Consider the following 18,501-nt stretch of genomic DNA (forward strand, 5'->3'; position numbering starts at 1 on the left):
ATCCGCCTACTCTTCCGCCTGAAGGTCCGCCTCGGCTGGCGTCGCATCGACGGCGCGAGGCGGCACGACGCGCGGGGCCAGAACGTTGGCGTCGACCTCTCCCGCGTCGGCAACGGCCGGCCACCAGGGGCGGTCGCTCCCTCGCGGCTTCACCGCCTCGACGACAAATCCCTCGCGGCCTCGTCGCAGCGTCATGGCGCCCTGCCGCCGCAGCCGCTCGGCATCGATCACGGAAGCCGCGCAGGAAGCGGGCGCCTGCCGCAGGGTCACAATGAGCGCCGCGCGCTCGCAATCGTCCGCCAGCGCCTCGGGCCTGAACGCCTGCGCGACCAGGCCGCCGCCGGCGGACGGCATCACGCAGCCGAAATCGTCGCAGGAGACGCCTGACGTGAGCGATGCATCGGTTGCCGTGCGCGCGTCGGCATCCGCCGCCAGCCACTCCTTCAGCAGGAAGACGTCCCGGGACCCCTTGGCCGCGTGCATCAGATGCAGCCTCCCATCCTGGCCGCGGACGCCGACATGGCGGCCGTCGGCGGAGATCAGGATATCCGGCTGCGGCGCCCTCGCCGCCCACAATGCCGCCGCCAGCACCAGCGCCGCGCCCGACCAGCGCAGCGGCGTGCGCAACAGGCCGAGCAGGATGATGCCGAGGCTCGCCGCGATCAGCGGCCCGATGCCGATCGCCGGCACCCGGCCGACCGCGCCGGGCAGCGCTGCGACCCATTGCGCCACAGCGATCATCCAGTCGATGCCGACGCCCATGATCGCCCAGAACGGGCGATCGAACCCGAATGGCATCGCGACGAGGCCGAGCAGCCCCGCCGGCATCACCAGCGCCGACACCACCGGCATCGCCGCGAGATTGGCGAGCACGCCATAGGGCGTGACCCGGTGGAAGTGGAAGGCGGCGTAGGGCGTGGTCGCGAGCCCCGCCACCAGCGAGGCCGGCAACAGCATGGTGATCTCGCGGCCGCCCCACAGCGCCGCGCGGGCGGTTGCGGTATGATCGGCGGTCGCGAACAGGCGCGGCATGCCGATCTGCACCAGCGCCACCAGCCCGAGCGTCGCCGCAAACGACATCTGGAAACTCGGATGCACCAGCGCTTCCGGCGCGACCGTCAGCACGATCAGGGCGGCGACCGCCAGCGTGCGAAACGTAATCGCGCGGCGATCGACCATGACGGCGATGAGCACCACCGCCGTCATGAAGAACGAGCGCTGCGTCGCGACCTCGGCGCCGGATAGCAACAGATAGAACGCGGCGGCGACGAGCGCGGCCGCCGCCGACCATTTCTTGATGGCGTAACCGACCGTGAGCGCAGGGAACAGGGCGAGCAGCGCCCGCACCGCAAAGAACACGACGCCGGCGACAACGGCCATGTGGTAGCCGGAGATCGACAGCACGTGGCCGAGGCCGGAGATGAACATCGCATCGTTCACCGGCGGTGAGATCGCATCGCGCCGCCCGGTCAACAACGCGGTGGCAATGGCGCGCTGGTCGCCTTCCAGCGTGGTCCTGATCCGCGCATCGATGGTGTCGCGCAGGCCCTGCATGAACGCCGAATAGCGCAGGCGCAGCCCGCCGGCTTCCGGCGGCTCGGCGGTCTTGATCGCGCCCATCACGAAGCCGGAGGCGCCGATGCCGGCGAAAAACATGTCGCGGCTGAAATCGTAGCTGCCCGGCCGCACCGGCGAAAGCGGCGGCAACAGCCGCGCCTTCAGCTCGACAAAGCTGCCGACCGGCGGCGCCGTCCCCTTCTTCACCGACAGCCGCACGCGCTCGAGTCTTGTTTGGCCCCGCGCGCTTTCCATAGTGACCACGCGAAGCACAAAACGGTCGGTGCGCTCGCGGATGTCGCGGGTCTCGACGAAACCGGTCAGCGAGACCGAAAACATCGGCCGCGCCAGCACGCCATGCGCGACCCGCGCGGTCTTCCAGGTCGCGATCGCAAAGCCCGCCGCAACGGCTGCGACCATGACCGCGAGCGGAAAGAATTTTTGCCGCCGCAACAGCACCGCCGCCGCGCACAGGGCGATCGCCACGACGGCAGCCGCCGATAGCGCCGGCTCATGATCGGCGGCGAAGTAGAATGCGATCCCGGTGCCGAACGCCACCGGCACCCAGGGCAGCAACCGCCCGGCACCGGCTTCCGCGCGCGCCCAGGCGCGCAGGGCCTCGATCAGCGGCGGCCAGAATGCCGGACGCGATGGCAGAACGCCGCCGGCCGCTACTGCGGCGCACGGCGGCCAGGTGCCGGCATAGCCCCGCTTCCGGCCCGAAATGTCGCCTTGCTCCGCCACGCGTGCTTACACCCTACGATCTCGTGGAGATCGCAAGACTACCGGACGCTGTATTCGGACGGCTAGCAGAACGGATGCAGAATCCTGAAAGAGCGGGGACGCGCGAAGCTCCGGGCCCCCCAACCGGCCGGCGCCCGAAAAGGCAATTCATCCACGTGGAAAACCGCCGTTAAGTCAGGCCAACTGCATTTTCCGACTCGGCAGACCGTGCTCTCTAGATCGAGGCTGGTGGCGGAGTACGAGGTGAGCCAGTTTTACTGCACGCTTCTGCTTGTGACGGCTCTGATGCTCACGGCATGCTTCGGAGTAGCGGCTTGGCGCCTCTCCGATGACACATCGGAGGTGACCGGAAGCTTTTTGCCGCCGTTGATCGAGCCGCGCTAAAAATCCCCATCATTGGGCGGTTTATTGAACCCGTCAGCGGTACCGGATGCACAAACCGGAAGAAATGCATGGCGGCCAGAGTTACAGTTGCACCAGTGGAGCGAACATCAGGACAAGTGACATGAAGCGTGCGGTCTGGATTTTATTTGCGGTGGTCCTGACCTCCTCCCCTGCCGATGCCGCCTCTCCAGAGCAATGCCGCTTCATTGAGGCACGAGCCGAGCGCGAGGCGTGCTACCAGCGCCAGGAGGCCGCGCGGGCCGCCCGGCAAAAGGCGAACGAGGTCCGGCAGGCCGAGCAGCAAAAGCCCTACGAGCCCATGACGGCGGACGACGCCCAGCTCGCAAAATCCCTGCGCAGCATTTGCCGGGGTTGCTAGGCGGCCGGCGCCACGATCCAATCCCGACGGCCCACCGCCCTGAAACCGCTCTTGCAAGTGCGCCGCAGCAGGATGCACACTGTGCGCGCATGACCAGGTGTCAACGTCTACGGCTCTCGGCTCGACTGGAATTCACAGTTGCGCTCAAAACGAGAGGAGCATGACCCCATGCGAGAAATCGAAATCCACGACTATGCACGGCAGTTGCTGGAAGCGCATGGCCCCAAGGCCATTGCGGAAGCGGCCCAGAACGCCATCGAACTCGAGGCAAAAGGCGAGGCCGAACTGGCCAGAACCTGGCGGCATATCGAAGACGCGATGAAGCTCATGCGCGGGCCGCACCAAAGCTGAGGCTGCCGGCGTGCAACGCAGAACGTGGTCCCAAAACCCGTCGCAAGCCGCTTCGCCACGGCTGAATGGCGGCACGACCTCCACGATGCGCCTCTCCATGACAGGAGTGAAGCCATGTTTCCGAAGTGTGCGACAGCCGAAGACCTCGTGAAGGCGATCAGCGACGAGAAGGTGCAGATGATCGATCTGCGCTTCACCGACTTGCCTGGGGTGTGGCAGCATTTTTCCGTGCCGCCGAGTGCCGCGAATGTCGACGCTCTCAGCGAAGGCCTTGGATTCGACGGCTCATCCATCCGCGGCTTCCAGGAAATCCAGGAAAGCGACATGCTGGTCGTGCCGGACCCGGCCACGGCCTTCCTCGACCCGTATTCGCCTGCATCGACCCTGGTCCTGATCTGCAACATCAGGGACCCCGTGACCGGTCAACCCTATAGCCGTGACGCCCGTTACATCGCCCAGAAGGCGGAAACCAACCTGAAGGGCACTGGCCTCGCCGATACGAGTTACTTCGGCCCGGAGGCAGAGTTCTTCGTGTTCGACGACGTGCGCTACGGACAGGGCATCAATTACGCCTTCCACGAAATCGATTCCAGCGAAGGAAGTTGGAATACCGGCAAGGAGGAAGACCCGAATCTGGGCCACAAGCCGCGCCCGAAGGAAGGATATTTTCCCGTTCCCCCGACCGACAGCATGCAGGCTCTCCGCACCGAAATGGTGCTGACGATGGAACAACTCGGCATCCAGATCGAAGCCCATCACCATGAAGTCGCAACCGGCGGCCAGAACGAGATCGACATGCGCTTCACTACGCTGACCCGCATGGCGGACAATCTGATGATCTACAAATACGTGGTGAAGAACACCGCCCGCGAGCACGGCATGACCGCAACGTTCATGCCGAAGCCGCTGTTCGAGGACAATGCCTCGGGGATGCACGTTCACCAGTCCCTTTGGAAGGGCGAGACCAATCTGTTCTACGACAAGGGCGACTATGCCGAGTTGAGCCAGTTCGGCCGCTACTACATCGGCGGCCTGCTGACCCACGCCTGGGCGTTGTGCGGGCTTTGCGCCCCCACCACGAACTCCTATCGGCGTCTGGTGCCAGGCTATGAGGCTCCGATCAATCTGGTCTATTCGCAGCGCAACCGCTCAGCCTGCTGCCGGATTCCGATGTATTCGCCGAACCCGCGGGCAAAGCGCGTCGAGTTTCGCTCGCCCGATCCCTCCTGCAATCCCTATCTGGCCTTTGCCGCGATGCTGATGGCCGGCCTTGACGGCATCAACAGCCGGATCGATCCGGGCAGCCCGATCGACAAGAACCTTTATGACCTGCCGCCCGCCGAGGCGAAGGACGTGAAGTCGACACCCGGATCGCTGGATCAGGCGCTCGACGCGCTCGAGCGCGATCACGCCTTCCTGCTCCGCGGCGATGTGTTCACCGGCGACGTGATCGAGACCTGGCTCGACTACAAGCGCAAGAAAGAGATCGATCCTATCCGGCTGCGTCCTCATCCTTACGAGTTTCATTTGTATTACGACATCTAGCCAGGTTGTGGACCCACTGGCGCTTAGCCCAAATTCGTATTGATGCGAGTTTGATGAAGACCAGATAGTTGGCAGCGACGGAAAACACTTCTGCCGCCGCACCAGGACCGCAACCGCGCCAAGCGCGATCCACGAGCGGGCCGCCCGGCAAAAGGCGAACGAGGCCCGGCAAGCCGAGCAGCAAAAGCCCTACGAGCCCATGACGCAGGAAGATGCCCAGCTCGCAAGGGCCATACGGGGCATTTGCCGCGGTTGCTTGTGGTGAGGATCTGACGACGTGCTGCCGCGACAATGATGCCGCAGCGCCGAACAAATGCGCGATCGCGCTCGGCGTTCAAAATCAGCATCAGCATGTCAATCGCCGTCGTGACAAATTCATTACGGACCCTTAATGAAAATGCATCTCCCTGCATAAGACGATTGCACCGCGCGCTTATCACAACTGAGTCGCGCGAAATTCACTCGAAAGGTTCTGCGGATCGGCGATCATGCCCACGCAGCATTCAGCAATGACGCTGAGTCTGTTCAAAACAGATAGGGAAGAACATGCTCAACAAGCTATTCGGAGTAGCCGCAATGGCTGCCGTAGCCTATGCCGTCGTTCCAGCCTACGCCGCGCAAACGACGGGCTGCAGCGGTGTGAACCTGGAGAAAACCGAAGCCGCGACCGAAGCCATGGCCGATGGCCCGGGCAAGTTCACGGCGGAAAGGGAAGTCGCGCAGGCCCAGGAGGCCCTGCTCGGCGGCAACATGCGTTCATGCGCGATGCACCTGTCCAGGGCAGCGCACGCGGACCACGCTCCATATGAGGGCATGATGATCCAAACCCCGGCCGCGACCACCACCGAAGGCCCATACCATTCGCAATGGAATTGGAAACCAATCCAGCCTGCGCTGTAAATCTGGCTAAAGGGCTGATCGAGCGACGATCGGCCCTTTCAGCCGAGGCCGGACATTTGGCTAGCCGCACGAACTAGGTGGCGTCCGTGCGCGGCTCGATCAGCGGCGTCTTCGACGACACGTGGTGGCTGACGATCTTCCAGTCGCTGTCTTCACGGACGATCACCCAGGTAATCTTCACCGTCAGCGGTTCGGCGCCCGCTTCCACGAAAAACGACGCCGTGCCGGCGACGTTGATCAGGTCGGGAGCGGCCTGCGCGGTCCTGACGTCGGTGAATTTGACCGTCGGGGAATGCCACCTCGGCAACCCATCGAAATAGGCGGCAATACCGTCGTTGCCGCGATAGAGGCTCGGATTCGAGCCGAAGAAGAAGGCGTTGCGCGCGTAGAGCGACGCCAGCGCTCGAGCGTCCAGCTTGCTGAACGCCGCCGCCCATCTACCCATGATGCCGGAGACGATGTCGTCGGTCGCGCTGCGCTCGGACGACCCCATCGCCTTCAGCCCTTCCCGCCGACTTCCTTCGCAAACGTGTCGCGCAGGCCGATGGTGCGGTTGAACACCGGCTTGCCCGGCGCGGAATCCTTGTCGCGCACGAAGTAGCCCTGCCGTTCGAACTGCATCACCTCGCCGGAATTGTCCGACGCGACCGATGGCTCGATCCGGGCGTCAGGCAAAACTTCGAGGGACTCCGGATTGAGGTCGACAGCGAAGTTCGCAGCGCTCGGGCTCGGGTTCGAGAAGAGCTGATTGTAGACGCGGATCTCCGCCGGCACTGAATCCCTGGCCGACAGCCAGTGCATGGTGGCCTTGACCTTGCGGCCATCAGGCGCGTTGCCGCCCTTGGTCGCGGGATCGTAGGTGCAGCGCAATTCGACCACCTCGCCCGCGTCGTTCTTGATGACGCCGGTGCATTTGACGAAATAGGCATAGCGCAGCCGCACCTCGTTGCCCGGCGACAGGCGGAAGAATTTTTTGGGTGGATTTTCCATGAAGTCGTCGCGCTCGATGTAGAGCTCGCGGCCGAACGAAATTTTTCGCGTGCCGGCGCCCGCGTCGTCGGGATGATTGACGGCCTCGAGCTCCTCGACCTGCCCTTCCGGATAATTCTCGATCACCACCTTCAGCGGCCGCAACACCGCCATCCGCCGCTGCGCCGACTTGTTGAGATGCTCACGAATGCAGAACTCCAGCATGCCGACATCGACCACACTGTTGGCTTTGGCGACGCCAATGCGCTTGACGAATTCGCGCACCGCCGCCGGCGGCACGCCGCGCCGCTTCAACCCGGCAATGGTCGGCATGCGCGGGTCATCCCAGCCGGAGACGTGGCCGTCGCGGACGAGCTGCGTCAGCACGCGCTTGGACAGCAGCGTGTAGGTCAGGTTGAGCCGGGCGAATTCGTACTGGCGCGGCTTTGACGGCACCGGCAGCTTGTCGAGCAGCCATTCATAAAGCGGCCGATGGTCCTCGAACTCCAGCGTGCAGATCGAATGCGTGATGCCTTCGATGGCGTCCGACTGGCCGTGCGCGTAGTCGTAGCTCGGATAGATCGACCATTTGGTGCCGGTGCGCGGATGCTCGGCATGCAGGATGCGGTAGAGCACGGGGTCGCGCAGGTTGATGTTGCCGGCGGCCATGTCGATCTTGGCCCGCAGCACCCGCGTGCCGTTCGGAAACTCGCCGGCCTTCATGCGGCGGAAGAGGTCGAGGTTTTCCTCCACCGGGCGGTCGCGGAACGGCGAGTTCTTGCCGGGCTCCGTCAGCGTGCCGCGGTTGACCCGGATTTCCTCCTGCGACTGGTCGTCGACATAGGCATCACCAGCCTTGATCAGGCCCTCCGCCCAGTCGTACAGGCGCTCGAAATAGTCGGAGGCGTAATAGAGATCGGTTCCCCAGTCATAGCCGAGCCAGTGCACGTCGGCCTGGATGGAATCGATATATTCCTGCTCTTCCTTGGTCGGGTTGGTGTCGTCGAAGCGCAGATGGCACTTGCCGGCGAACTCCTGCGCGATGCCGAAATTAAGGGCAATCGACTTGGCGTGGCCGATGTGCAGGTAGCCGTTCGGCTCCGGCGGAAATCGGGTCACGATCCGGCTATGTTTCTTCGAGGAGAGATCGGCCTGTACGATGTCGCGGATGAAATCGCGCCCCGCCTCTGCCGCTACCGGTTCTGTGGTCATCAACGAGTTCCTGTTAGGGATTGGCGAACCTTCTGCCAAATTCGCCCTTGCGAGCCAAGCCTACTTTGCCAATGGCTAAGGCTTTAGTTATGCACCGTTCCTGCTATACACCACCGCCAATTCCAAACCTCACCCGCCCGGTAAATGACAGATCCCGTCGTCACACGCTTCGCTCCCTCGCCCACCGGCTTCCTCCATATCGGGGGAGCCCGCACCGCGCTGTTCAACTGGCTCTACGCCAAGAAGACTGGTGGCAAGATGCTGCTGCGGATCGAGGATACCGATCGCGAGCGGTCGACCGAACCTGCCATTGCGGCCATTCTCGACGGCCTGAAATGGCTCGAGCTCGATTGGGACGGCGACGTCATCTACCAGTTCAGCCGCGCCGCGCGCCATCGCGAGGTGGCAGAGCAGTTGCTCGCCAGCGGCAAAGCCTACCGCTGCTACGCCACCGGGCAGGAACTGGCAGCGATGCGCGAGAAGGCACGCGCCGAGGGCAAGACGCGCCTCTATGACGGGATGTGGCGGGACCGCGACCCCTCCGAGGCGCCCGCGGGCATGAAGCCCACGATCCGCCTCAAGGCGCCGCAGACCGGCGAGACCGTGATCGAGGACCAGGTGCAGGGCCGCGTGGTCTGGCAGAACGAGAACCTCGACGATCTCGTGCTTTTGCGCGGCGACGGCAACCCGACCTACATGCTGGCTGTCGTGGTCGACGACCACGACATGGGCGTCACCCACGTGATCCGGGGCGACGACCATCTGATCAACGCCGCGCGCCAGAAGCAGATCTACGACGCGCTCGGCTGGGACATCCCCAACATGTCCCACATCCCGCTAATCCATGGGCCCGACGGTTCAAAACTCTCGAAGCGCCATGGCGCGCTCGGCGTCGATGCCTATCGCGCCATGGGATATCTGCCGGCGGCGCTCCGCAATTACCTGGTCCGGCTCGGCTGGAGCCATGGCGACCAGGAAATCTTCTCGACGCAGGAAATGATCGACGCGTTCGATCTGCCCGCGATCGGTCGCTCGGCGGCGCGGTTCGATTTCGCCAAGCTGGAGAACCTCAACGGCCACTACATCCGCCATGCTGATGACCGCGAGCTGGTCGCGCAGTTCGAAAGCGTATTGGATTACGTCCCCAACGGCGCCGAGCTGAAGGCAAAACTCAACGACACGACGCGCGGCCAACTGCTTCGCGCTATGCCGAGCCTGAAGGAGCGCGCCAAGACCCTGATCGAGCTGATATCGGGCGCCTACTTCATCTTTGCCGACCGTCCGCTTGAGATCGAGCCGAAGGCGGCCACCCTGCTGACGCCGGAGACGCGCGCGCTGGTCGGCCAACTCCGGACGGCGCTCGAGACTGTCACCGACTGGCGCGCCGAGACCGCGGAAGCCGCCATGCGGAATTTCGCAGAGCAGAACAATCTCAAGCTCGGCGCCGTCGCCCAGCCACTCCGGGTGGCGCTGACCGGACGTACGACTTCACCGGGCATTTTTGACGTTTTGGCGGTACTGGGGCGGGAGGAATGCCTGGCGCGCTTGGGCGATCAGGCGGCCAACTAAGCCCCTACCATATGGGGGCCGCGGCCATCTTGCAGTGCACAGGGCAATAAGCTACGCCTTTGGCGCCGCTTCTAGACATGCCGGCTTCCCTTGCTGCTGCCTTGCGAATGGCACCAAGGTCGGCGCGGTTTTTCGTAACGATTTCATCGGGGATCCACGATGGACGCAAAATCCAGCAACAAGACTGCAACGCTCACGGTAGGTAACAAGACCTACGATTTCCCGATCCTCAGCGGCACGGTGGGGCCCGATGTCATCGACATCGCCAAGCTCTACGCCCAGGCCGGGATGTTCACCTACGACCCCGGTTTTACCTCGACCGGTAGCTGCCAGTCGAAGATCACCTATATCGACGGCGATGCCGGCGTGCTGGAATACCGCGGCTACCCGATCGAGCAGCTCGCCGAAAAGGGCGACTTCCTCGAGACCTGCTACCTGCTGCTCTACGGGGAGCTTCCGACCCCGGCGCAGAAGAAAGACTTCGACCATCGCGTGATCCATCACACCATGGTTCACGAGCAGATGGCCCGCTTCTTCCAGGGCTTCCGCCGCGACGCCCATCCGATGGCGATCATGGTCGCCGCCGTCGGCGCGCTCGCCGCGTTCTATCACGACAGCACCGACATCAACGATCCGAAGCAGCGCATGATCGCCTCGATGCGCATGATCGCGAAGGTCCCGACGCTGGCCGCAATGGCCTTCAAATACACCGTCGGCCAGCCCTTCATGTATCCGAAGAACTCGCTCTCGTTTGCCGAGAACTTCCTGCACATGTGCTTCGCGGTGCCTTGCGAGGATTACAAGATCAACCCGGTGCTGGCTGACGCGCTCGACAAGATCTTCATCCTGCACGCCGACCACGAGCAGAACGCCTCGACCTCGACGGTGCGTATCGCCGGCTCCTCCGGCGCCAACCCGTTCGCCTGCATCGCCGCCGGCATCGCCTGCCTCTGGGGCCCCGCGCATGGCGGCGCCAACGAAGCCGCGCTCGCAATGCTCGCCGAGATCGGCACGGTCGACAAGATTCCGGAATTCATTGCCAAGGTGAAGGACAAGAACTCCGAAGTCCGCCTGATGGGCTTTGGCCACCGCGTCTACAAGAACTACGACCCGCGCGCCAAGATCATGCAGAAGATGTGTCACGCCGTGCTGGCCGAGACCGGCCATGGCGACGACCCGATGCTGAAGGTCGCACTGGAACTGGAAAAGATCGCCCTCTCCGACCAGTACTTCATCGACCGCAAGCTCTATCCGAACGTGGACTTCTATTCGGGCATCACGCTGAAGGCGATGGGCTTCCCGACCTCGATGTTCACCGTGCTGTTCGCGGTCGCCCGCACCGTCGGCTGGATCAGCCAGTGGAGCGAGATGATCGAGGATCCGCAGCAGAAGATCGGCCGTCCGCGCCAGCTCTACACCGGCGTCGCCCGCCGCGACTACGTCGAGATGGACAAGCGCAAGTAAGCTGCCTCATAGGGACAAGTCGGAAAAGCCGGATGCGATCATCGCGGCCGGCTTTTCTCTTGTGGGGTGGGCAAAGCGGAGCGTGCCCACGATGGCCGATGCCCGAAGAGATGTGGGCACGCTTCGCTTGCCACCCTACGGCGCGCTAACCCCGCCGCGCCCTTCTTGTGTCGCCGCCGCCTCGCCAGCCGCGCTGTCGCAGGCCCTAGCCGCTGCAAAAACCAATACCATGTGTAAAGGGAGACTTGCGCGAAGGAGGTGAGCTTCATGCGCATTCGACATTGGCAAGACGCCGCCAGCCTGGTGCTGGGCGTCTGGCTGGTCTTGTCGCCGTTCGTCCTCGGCTTCACCGGGGCGGCCACCTGGATCACCGTCGTGCTTGGGTTATGCGTTATCTTGTTTGCCTTGGAGGGGTTGATCATTCCGTCCTATCTGGAGGAATGGGGAGAAATTCTCCTCGGCCTGGCCCTGCTGGCGGCGCCCTGGACGGTTGGCTACGAGACAACCTTGGCTACGGTCAACAGTGCGGTGTCAGGTCTGGTCGTGATCCTGTTTGCAGTCTGGGAATTGGCGACCGATCGCGACTTCGCCACATGGTGGCACGATCACTGGCAATCGGACAGCCAACTGACAACACGGAGGTTGTCTGAAGCCTGACTTGGAAGGCCTCGCTACGACCGTCCATCGGTGACGTCGGGAGCGACGGGTTGTTTCGGCGTGCTGTTTCGAACCCGTTCGCATCATCCTCGATGCCGTGGCAACGGCCGCGCAAATGCGCGCCGTTCGTTGAAGCGACGCCGGCGGGTGCGTGCCGGACGGCGCCATTCGCCGCGATCCCCTCTTACCGCCCGACTGAGCCAAAAGTCTTATGAGGCCGTGGCTACTACACCGGCTGGCTTCAGACCTCGCCTACGCTCGGGATCGTGGTGTCACTGGCCGTAATCATCGCAACCCGCACCTACTTCGGCAATGAGGCCTTCGACACGTGGGCCTGGCGCGTCCCGTTCCTGGTGTCCTTCCTGCTGGTGGGTATTGCAATCTACATCCGGCTTCAGTTGCAGGAGACGCCGATCTTCCAGGAGATAAAGGCCAAGGGCCAGATGACCAGAAATCCCTGGAAGGAGGCCTTCCTCAGTTCGAACATCAAATACGTCGGGATCGCCACCATCGTGCTGATCGGGCAAGGCGTGGTTTGGTACAGCGGTCAGTTCTGGGCGCTGTATTTCCTGCAGCAGGTCTCCAAGGTGGACCCGCTGACCTCGGCCTACATCGTGGGAGCAGCGCTGCTGATTGCAACGCCAAGCTTGATCTTTTTTGGCTGGCTGTCCGACATCATCGGCCGCAAGCCGGTGCCTAAAGCGTGATGACGTTTCTTCGAATCGTCATCCCGCTTTATCTTTTTGTTTGAGCATGATCCTTTCGGAAAACCGCTACACACTTTTCCGGATCATGCTCTAGTTTGGCCGTCTAGCCTTGTGCATCGTCGCAAGCACGATATCGGCCGCCCGCACGCTGGGCGGCTGGTTGCCGGTCGACATGATGTCGTCGATCTTGGCGAAGCCTTCGAGTTGCTTCCGGCGCAGGTCGCTGTCGCTCATCACCTCGCGTAGCGCCTGCGAAAGCTTTTCCGGCGTGCAGTCTTCCTGCAGGAATTCGGGAATGACGTTCTCGCCGATCACGAGATTGGCAAGGATCACCGAGTTCACCTTGATCGCGCGGCGCAGGATCCACGCTTCCATCGCGCCGGTGCGGTAGGCCGTGACCATCGGCACGCCCGCCAGCGCCAGTTCGAGCGTCACGGTGCCTGACTTGGCCAGCGCCGCGTGCGCGATCCGAAACTTCGCGCGCTTCTCCTGCTCGCCGATGACGACCTGGGGCTGCACTGGCCAGCCCTTCACGGCCTCCACCACCGTCTCCTGCAGATGCGGCATGGTCGGCAGCACCAGTTCGAACGTGGTGCCCTGCTCCTGCAGCCGCGCCACCGCCTGGCCGAACACCGCCATGTGGTGGCGGATTTCGCTGCGGCGGCTTCCCGGCAGCACCAAGAGCACCGGCGGCGATTCCGCCCGCCGCGCAGCCTCCTCGGCATTCGGGCGCAGCGAGGCCAGTTGCTCGGTCAGGGGATGGCCGACATAGCTGCAGGGCGGCCCGTGCAGCCGTTGATAGGCCTCGGGCTCGAACGGCAGCAGCGCCAGCACGTGATCGACATATTTCAGCATCGCCCGCGCCCGGCCCGGCCGCCATGCCCAGACCGAGGGCGATACATAGTCGACGATCGGCAGCCCGGGATCCTTGGCGCGAACGCGCTTGGCAACGCGGTGGGTGAAATCGGGGCTGTCGATGATGACGAGTATATCGGGTGCAGCTTCTGTAACCGCGATCGCGGTTTCCTTGATCAGGCCGAGTATCTTCGGCAGGTCCTTGACGACGGCGGCGAGCCCGATGATCGAGAGCTCCTCGATCGGAAACAGCGACTCCAGGCCTTCGCGCGCCATCGCGCGACCGCCGACGCCTTCGAACTGCACCCCGTCGCCAAGGCGCTGGCGCAGCACCTTCATCAAATTGGCGCCGAGTCGGTCGCCGGACTCTTCCGTCGCGATCAGAAAGATCCTCCGCTCCATTCCGGCGGTCGCGCGAGACGGCGTCACGCTGCTAACCCCTGGATGAACAGGCCGGCTTTGTCCGCGGCCTCGATCATGGCTTGCGAGTCGGCGGCAATCGTATGGCCGGCGATCACGGCGATGCCGGCGAGCCCGGCTTTCGCGGCGCCGTCGATGGTTTTGGCGCCCACCGTCGGCAGGTCGAAGCGCAAATCCTGGCCGCTCTTCGGCGCCTTCACCAGCACGCCGCGGCCGGATTTGGCTCTGATACGCCCGGCCTCGCGCAGCCGCGCCACGCGTGCGAGCAGCCCATCGGTGCCCTCGATGTCCTCGACCGCCACCACGTGCCCGTCAATCACGACCACGGCCTGGCCGATGTCGAAGGGACCGAGCGCGCCGAGCACCTCCCGCCCCCTGGCGATATCGGCCAGAGCGGCCGGATCGGGCGTGGCGCGGGCAATGTTTCCTTCCGGCATCAGAATATCGGGCGCGACATCCCTGATGCCGACCATTCGAAAACCGTCCTGTTCGAGGATGCGGCCGATGCCCGACAGCAGATGATCGTCGCCGCCGCGAAATGCCGCCAGGACATGGCCGATGACGCGCAGCGTTCCCCAGTCCAGCCGGATTTCCGACAGCGCCGGCCGCAGCAGCGTGCCGATGAAGATCAGATCGCGGCAGCCCTCGCTGCGGAACAACTTTGTCGCGCGGCCGAGTTGTCCGACCGAAATCCAGTGATGACGGTAGCGTTCGACCCCACCCGGATCGCAGGCGCCGCGCAGCGCGAACAGCACCGGCGCGATCCCCCGCGCGGCAAGCGAATCCGCCACCGCGAACGGCATTGCGCCGCCGCCTGCGATGACGCCGACCGGCGATGAAATGTCGGAGGCCGCTGAGATCATGGCTGCGGCGATCCCGTCATCACTGCCTGTGGCCGTCGTCGGCGGGAAGGCAAAGCGCGCGATGCTTGCCCTGCTCGATGAAGGCGAGGATTTCGGCGATCGCCGGGTCCTCGCCGGCCAACGGCTGCACCGCGCTCAGCCGCTCGGCAAAGATGCCGGGGCCGTGAAACAGCTTCTGGTAGAACGAGCGCACTTTCGCCAGCCGCTCCTTGGTGAACTTGCGGCGCTTCATGCCGATGATGTTGAGGCCTTCGAGAGCGGCATACTGGCCGTTGACGAGGCCGAATGGAATGACGTCGCCGCGCACGCCGCAGACGCCGCCGACCATCACCTGCGGCCCGATCCGCGTGAACTGGTGCACGGCCGATAACCCGCCGATGAAGACGAAATCGCCGATCTCGCAATGGCCGCCGAGCGTCGCCGAGGTCGCGAAAATCACGTCATTGCCGACCTGGCAATCGTGCCCGACATGGCTGCAGTTCATGAAGTAGCCGCGCTCGCCGACCCGCGTCACGCCGCCGCCGGCGACCGTGCCGGCGTTCATGGTCGAGGACTCGCGGATGGTGCAGCCCGCACCGATCTCGAGCCTCGTCAGTTCGCCCTTGTAACTCAGCGATTGCGGCGGCGTGCCGAGCGAGACGAACGGATAGATCGTGCAGCCGTCGCCGATCGTGGTCTGCGCAGTGACGTGCACATGCGCGATCAACTTGCAGTTGGCGCCGATGATGACATGGGGCCCGATGATGCAATAGGGACCGATCGTCGTCCCCTCGCCGATCACAGCGCCATCCTCAACCCGCGCGGTTGGATCGATCGTACCCATCAACTAAGCCCAGCCCATCCGTTGCACGCGAATATCTCGCGTTTTCCGGTGGTTAGCGCGGCATCCCAAGGCTGTCTAGTGACGTATGGTTACGGCGTGTTGCGAATCGTCCGGTCCGCAATGTCCGCGGTCGGCCGGTCCTCGCCGGACGTCAGAGCGATCCTGCGGCGTCAGGTCATGCTGCCGGGCATGAAGCAGCGAATCGAAATTCCGGCCGTGCCCTTGATCGGCCAGACCATCGTCCTGCCCACGCGATTCGGCACCGTGATGAGGGCGTCGTCGGGGACGTCGATCCACTGGCCCTCGAGGCGCACGCGATAGTGACCGTCCTTCGATTCCCAATCGACGTCGGCAACCGCTGAGCCGTCGGCATCGGAGCAGCACGGCCCCTTGCCGCTTCTCAAGCTATCGAACCAGGATTTGAGCGGAGAATTGGCGTAACGGCCGTCGTCGCGTGCCATTGCGCTACCAGCGAAAACAGCGGCCGAGCCTATCAGCACAACGGCAGTTGTCAGGCGTTTCATGCGGCAATCTCAACAGTGACCTGCCACCGGAAATCACGAGTCAGTCGATTGGACCGAAGTTCCAATGCGCCATGCTCACGCTGACGGCATGGCCACACGGAGTGACAGGCACATGCTCCGTCAACGTCCCGAAATTGTCGAGTATACCCGCGTATAGTCACGCCTGACCGTTGCAGACAGTGCGCGGTGACAGTTCACACCAACGGCGCTCCTCACGCGCAGGCAACTGCCGACCTCGCAATATTCTCTCTAGCTGCCTGCCTGCGCGATCCACTCGCTTGCCTGCACCCGCGTGAAGAGGACGGCCGGGCCCGAGGCGCTGGTCTTGTACACCAGTGCCTCGCCTTCGCGGATATCGGCAAATTCCTTGCCGAAGGCATCGGCGACGTTGGTCTTGTGCGTCACCGCCAGATTGTTGACGCCGGCTTTCGGAGCCACGTTGACGAGGTCGCGCACGGCGCGTCCCGCCTTGGCGTTCTTGCCGTCGGGGTTAGCCATCGCCGACGAACTGCCGGCGCCGCTGTCGGTCAATTCGTCCACCGCAGCCACGTCCTTGCCGCCAATCAGCTTACCAGTCTCCACTGCACGGTTGAGCCGGCTGGTGTAGACTTCGCCGACCGGCACCCCCAGTTTCGCAAGCGCCGCCCCAAGCTCGCGTGCCATGGCGCGGCCCTTCTCGCTCAGTTGCCGCTGCGCGCTCATGTCGTCGAACTTGAAGGGATAGATGTCCTTCTGGCTATCGTCGGTGGCGCCGTGCCGAAACACGATGACGTAGCCACCGCCCTTCAGCGACGATACCAGACCATCCAGATCAGCCGCGTAACTTGGCGGCGACGTCAGCAGAAAAATGACCAAACACGAAATAATAGACGCAAGCCTGTTCACGGGAAGCCTCCGTTGAAAAAGCGTGGCCCCAAACCGGACTTATGCGGAAAATTTCATCAATCGCCTCGGCGTGGGTTCCACTACCAACGATTGAGCAGAGATATCAGGAAGACGTCGGTTGTGTGACGGATAAATTCAATTCGGCTCAATCCGTCAGCATCGCGCCGACGTCGGCCTCGGCGACCACGCTGCCATTCACCTTGGCGTCGCCGTGAAACCACCACATCGCCTTGCGGCGGCCGATCGAGCGCATGTGATACTCGATGGTATCGCCGGGCATCACGGGTTTTCGGAATTTGCACTTGTCGATGGTCAGGAAGTAGACCGCCCGCGGCTTCTCGGTGCCTTCGACCGACTTGATGCCGATGACGCCGGCGGTCTGCGCCATGGCCTCGATCATCATCACGCCGGGATAGACCGGACGCTCGGGAAAATGGCCGAGAAACGGCGGCTCGTTGAAGGTGACGTTCTTGATACCGATCCCACTGTAATCGGTCCGGATCTTGATCACCCGGTCGATCAGCAGCATCGGATAGCGGTGCGGGAGCGTCTTGAGGATCTCGTTGATATCCACGAGCTCGAACCTGACCGGTGCCTCCTCCATCACTCCTGTCCTTCGCCTTTCGGATCGGCCGTGCCGCCCTGTGCCAGCCGCTCCACTGCAACGATCTCTCTAAACCACTGCCTGGTTGGTTTGGCAAAATGACCGCCCCAGCGGCCGTTCGGCGGAATGTCGTCCTTGACCGCGCTCATGGCCGTGACCTGGGCGCCGTCGCCGATCTTGAGGTGATTGTTGATACCCACCTTCGCCCCCAGCGCGACGTTGTCACCGATCGTCAGGCTGCCCGCGAGCCCGATCTGGGCCGCGAGCAGGCAGTGCCTGCCGATAGTCACATTGTGGCCGATCTGGACCTGATTGTCGATTTTGGTCCCCTCGCCGATCACCGTATCCCGGAGGCTGCCGCGGTCGATGCAGGTGCCGGCACCGATCTCGACATCGTTCTGGATCAGGACGCGGCCGGTCTGAGGCACCTTCAGGTGGCCCTCGGGGCCGAAGAAGATGAAGCCATAGCCGTCCTGGCCGATGCTGCAAGCGGGATGGATCAGGACGTTGTTGCCGATCAGGGCGAACTGAATCGCGGTCCGCGCGCCGACATTGCAGTCGCGGCCGATCTTGACGTCGGCGCCGATCACCGCGCCGGCGCCGATCACGGTACCAGTGCCGATCTCGACCCGCGGGCCGATCACCGCCAGCGGATCAACGATGACACCGTCCTCGAGATGGGCGGACGGGTCGATGATCGCCGACGGCGCGATGCCGTCATTGTCGAACCAGGATTGCGGACGAAGCGCGTCGGCGTGCCATTCGCGCGCCAGCTTCACGAAGGCGCGGAACGGCTGGGCCGCCCGCAGCACCGCCACATGGGCTGGCACCTGGGCTTCGAAACGCGGGCTGACCAGGCAGGCGCCGGCCTTGGTCGCCTTGAGCTGATCGGCATATTTGAGGTTGTCGAAGAACGCCAGATGCATGGGACCGGCTTCGTCGAGCGAAGCGAGGCCCCTGATCACATCACCGCCCCGCGCGGGATCGGCCAATACCGCTCCCGTCAACGCGGCCAGCTCGGCCAGCGTCGAGGAAGGAGGTTGCTTGAAGAATATCGGCTGCGCCATTCCATCCGCCGCAGTCCGGCCG

17 protein-coding genes and 1 pseudogene are annotated in these 18,501 nt (G+C 63.7%); 8 read left to right on the forward strand and 10 right to left on the reverse strand.

Annotated elements, in window-relative coordinates; all coding sequences use genetic code 11:
* Positions 1-6: 6 nt before the first annotated feature.
* Positions 7-2,301, reverse strand: a complete 2,295-nt coding sequence (locus ACH79_RS33990) for a ComEC/Rec2 family competence protein (protein ID WP_161854854.1) — start codon at positions 2,299-2,301, stop codon at positions 7-9.
* Between the two features lie 505 nt (positions 2,302-2,806).
* Between ACH79_RS33990 and ACH79_RS33995 the strand changes: the two genes are divergently transcribed.
* The 4 genes from ACH79_RS33995 to ACH79_RS34010 all read left to right on the forward strand — a co-directional run bounded on the left by ACH79_RS33995 (position 2,807) and on the right by ACH79_RS34010 (position 5,860).
* Complete coding sequence (locus ACH79_RS33995) at positions 2,807-3,064, forward strand: hypothetical protein (RefSeq protein ID WP_161854855.1); 258 nt, start codon at positions 2,807-2,809, stop codon at positions 3,062-3,064.
* Positions 3,065-3,232: 168 nt separating this feature from the next.
* Entirely contained in the window at positions 3,233-3,415 is a 183-nt protein-coding gene (locus ACH79_RS34000; protein WP_057848834.1) for a hypothetical protein, read from the forward strand.
* 114 nt (positions 3,416-3,529) lie between these two features.
* A complete protein-coding gene (glnA, locus tag ACH79_RS34005; protein ID WP_161854856.1) occupies positions 3,530-4,960 on the forward strand; it encodes a type I glutamate--ammonia ligase in 1,431 nt (476 codons plus the stop codon).
* 576 nt (positions 4,961-5,536) lie between these two features.
* On the forward strand, positions 5,537-5,860 hold the full coding sequence (locus tag ACH79_RS34010; RefSeq protein ID WP_371419312.1) for a hypothetical protein: 324 nt from the start codon (positions 5,537-5,539) through the stop codon (positions 5,858-5,860).
* A gap of 73 nt (positions 5,861-5,933) precedes the next feature.
* Here ACH79_RS34010 and ACH79_RS34015 read toward each other — a convergent pair whose 3' ends face one another.
* Positions 5,934-6,353: a nuclear transport factor 2 family protein gene (locus ACH79_RS34015; RefSeq protein ID WP_161854857.1), complete on the reverse strand. Its 420-nt coding sequence runs from the start codon at positions 6,351-6,353 to the stop codon at positions 5,934-5,936.
* 5 nt (positions 6,354-6,358) lie between these two features.
* Entirely contained in the window at positions 6,359-8,041 is a 1,683-nt protein-coding gene (locus ACH79_RS34020; RefSeq protein ID WP_161854858.1) for a glutamine--tRNA ligase/YqeY domain fusion protein, read from the reverse strand.
* A gap of 144 nt (positions 8,042-8,185) precedes the next feature.
* Here ACH79_RS34020 and gltX point away from each other — a divergent pair, with 144 nt between their 5' ends.
* From gltX to ACH79_RS34040, 4 genes and pseudogenes are all read left to right on the forward strand, one after another.
* A complete protein-coding gene (gene gltX, locus ACH79_RS34025; protein WP_161854859.1) occupies positions 8,186-9,610 on the forward strand; it encodes a glutamate--tRNA ligase in 1,425 nt (474 codons plus the stop codon).
* A gap of 159 nt (positions 9,611-9,769) precedes the next feature.
* Entirely contained in the window at positions 9,770-11,074 is a 1,305-nt protein-coding gene (gltA, locus tag ACH79_RS34030) for a citrate synthase (protein WP_161854860.1), read from the forward strand.
* A 267-nt stretch (positions 11,075-11,341) separates the two neighbouring features.
* On the forward strand, positions 11,342-11,731 hold the full coding sequence (locus tag ACH79_RS34035; protein WP_161854861.1) for an SPW repeat protein: 390 nt from the start codon (positions 11,342-11,344) through the stop codon (positions 11,729-11,731).
* A gap of 218 nt (positions 11,732-11,949) precedes the next feature.
* A pseudogene (locus ACH79_RS34040) lies at positions 11,950-12,426 on the forward strand (MFS transporter); the annotation flags it as partial.
* Between the two features lie 102 nt (positions 12,427-12,528).
* Here the strand turns inward: ACH79_RS34040 and lpxB are convergent.
* The 7 genes from lpxB to lpxD all read right to left on the reverse strand — a co-directional run bounded on the left by lpxB (position 12,529) and on the right by lpxD (position 18,479).
* Positions 12,529-13,695, reverse strand: a complete 1,167-nt coding sequence (gene lpxB, locus ACH79_RS34045) for a lipid-A-disaccharide synthase (protein ID WP_161856695.1) — start codon at positions 13,693-13,695, stop codon at positions 12,529-12,531.
* A 23-nt stretch (positions 13,696-13,718) separates the two neighbouring features.
* Entirely contained in the window at positions 13,719-14,576 is an 858-nt protein-coding gene (locus ACH79_RS34050) for an LpxI family protein (RefSeq protein ID WP_161854862.1), read from the reverse strand.
* A 19-nt stretch (positions 14,577-14,595) separates the two neighbouring features.
* A complete protein-coding gene (gene lpxA / locus ACH79_RS34055) occupies positions 14,596-15,399 on the reverse strand; it encodes an acyl-ACP--UDP-N-acetylglucosamine O-acyltransferase (protein ID WP_161854863.1) in 804 nt (267 codons plus the stop codon).
* A gap of 170 nt (positions 15,400-15,569) precedes the next feature.
* The gene (locus tag ACH79_RS34060) at positions 15,570-15,923 is read right to left on the reverse strand and encodes a hypothetical protein (protein WP_246738239.1); all 354 of its coding nucleotides are present in this window, start codon (positions 15,921-15,923) and stop codon (positions 15,570-15,572) included.
* Positions 15,924-16,172: 249 nt separating this feature from the next.
* Positions 16,173-16,808 carry a histidine phosphatase family protein gene (locus tag ACH79_RS34065; protein ID WP_161854864.1) on the reverse strand — a complete coding sequence of 212 codons (636 nt, stop codon included), beginning with the start codon at positions 16,806-16,808 and terminating at the stop codon, positions 16,173-16,175.
* 145 nt (positions 16,809-16,953) lie between these two features.
* Positions 16,954-17,412, reverse strand: coding sequence for a 3-hydroxyacyl-ACP dehydratase FabZ (fabZ, locus tag ACH79_RS34070; protein ID WP_057859038.1), 459 nt, complete (start codon positions 17,410-17,412; stop codon positions 16,954-16,956).
* The gene (gene lpxD / locus ACH79_RS34075) at positions 17,412-18,479 is read right to left on the reverse strand and encodes a UDP-3-O-(3-hydroxymyristoyl)glucosamine N-acyltransferase (protein ID WP_161854865.1); all 1,068 of its coding nucleotides are present in this window, start codon (positions 18,477-18,479) and stop codon (positions 17,412-17,414) included. The genes fabZ and lpxD overlap by 1 nt, the downstream gene beginning before the upstream one ends.
* Positions 18,480-18,501 lie beyond the last annotated feature (22 nt).

Origin of the sequence: Bradyrhizobium sp. CCBAU 051011 (assembly GCF_009930815.1) — a bacterium.
In the GTDB taxonomy this organism is placed as follows: domain Bacteria; phylum Pseudomonadota; class Alphaproteobacteria; order Rhizobiales; family Xanthobacteraceae; genus Bradyrhizobium.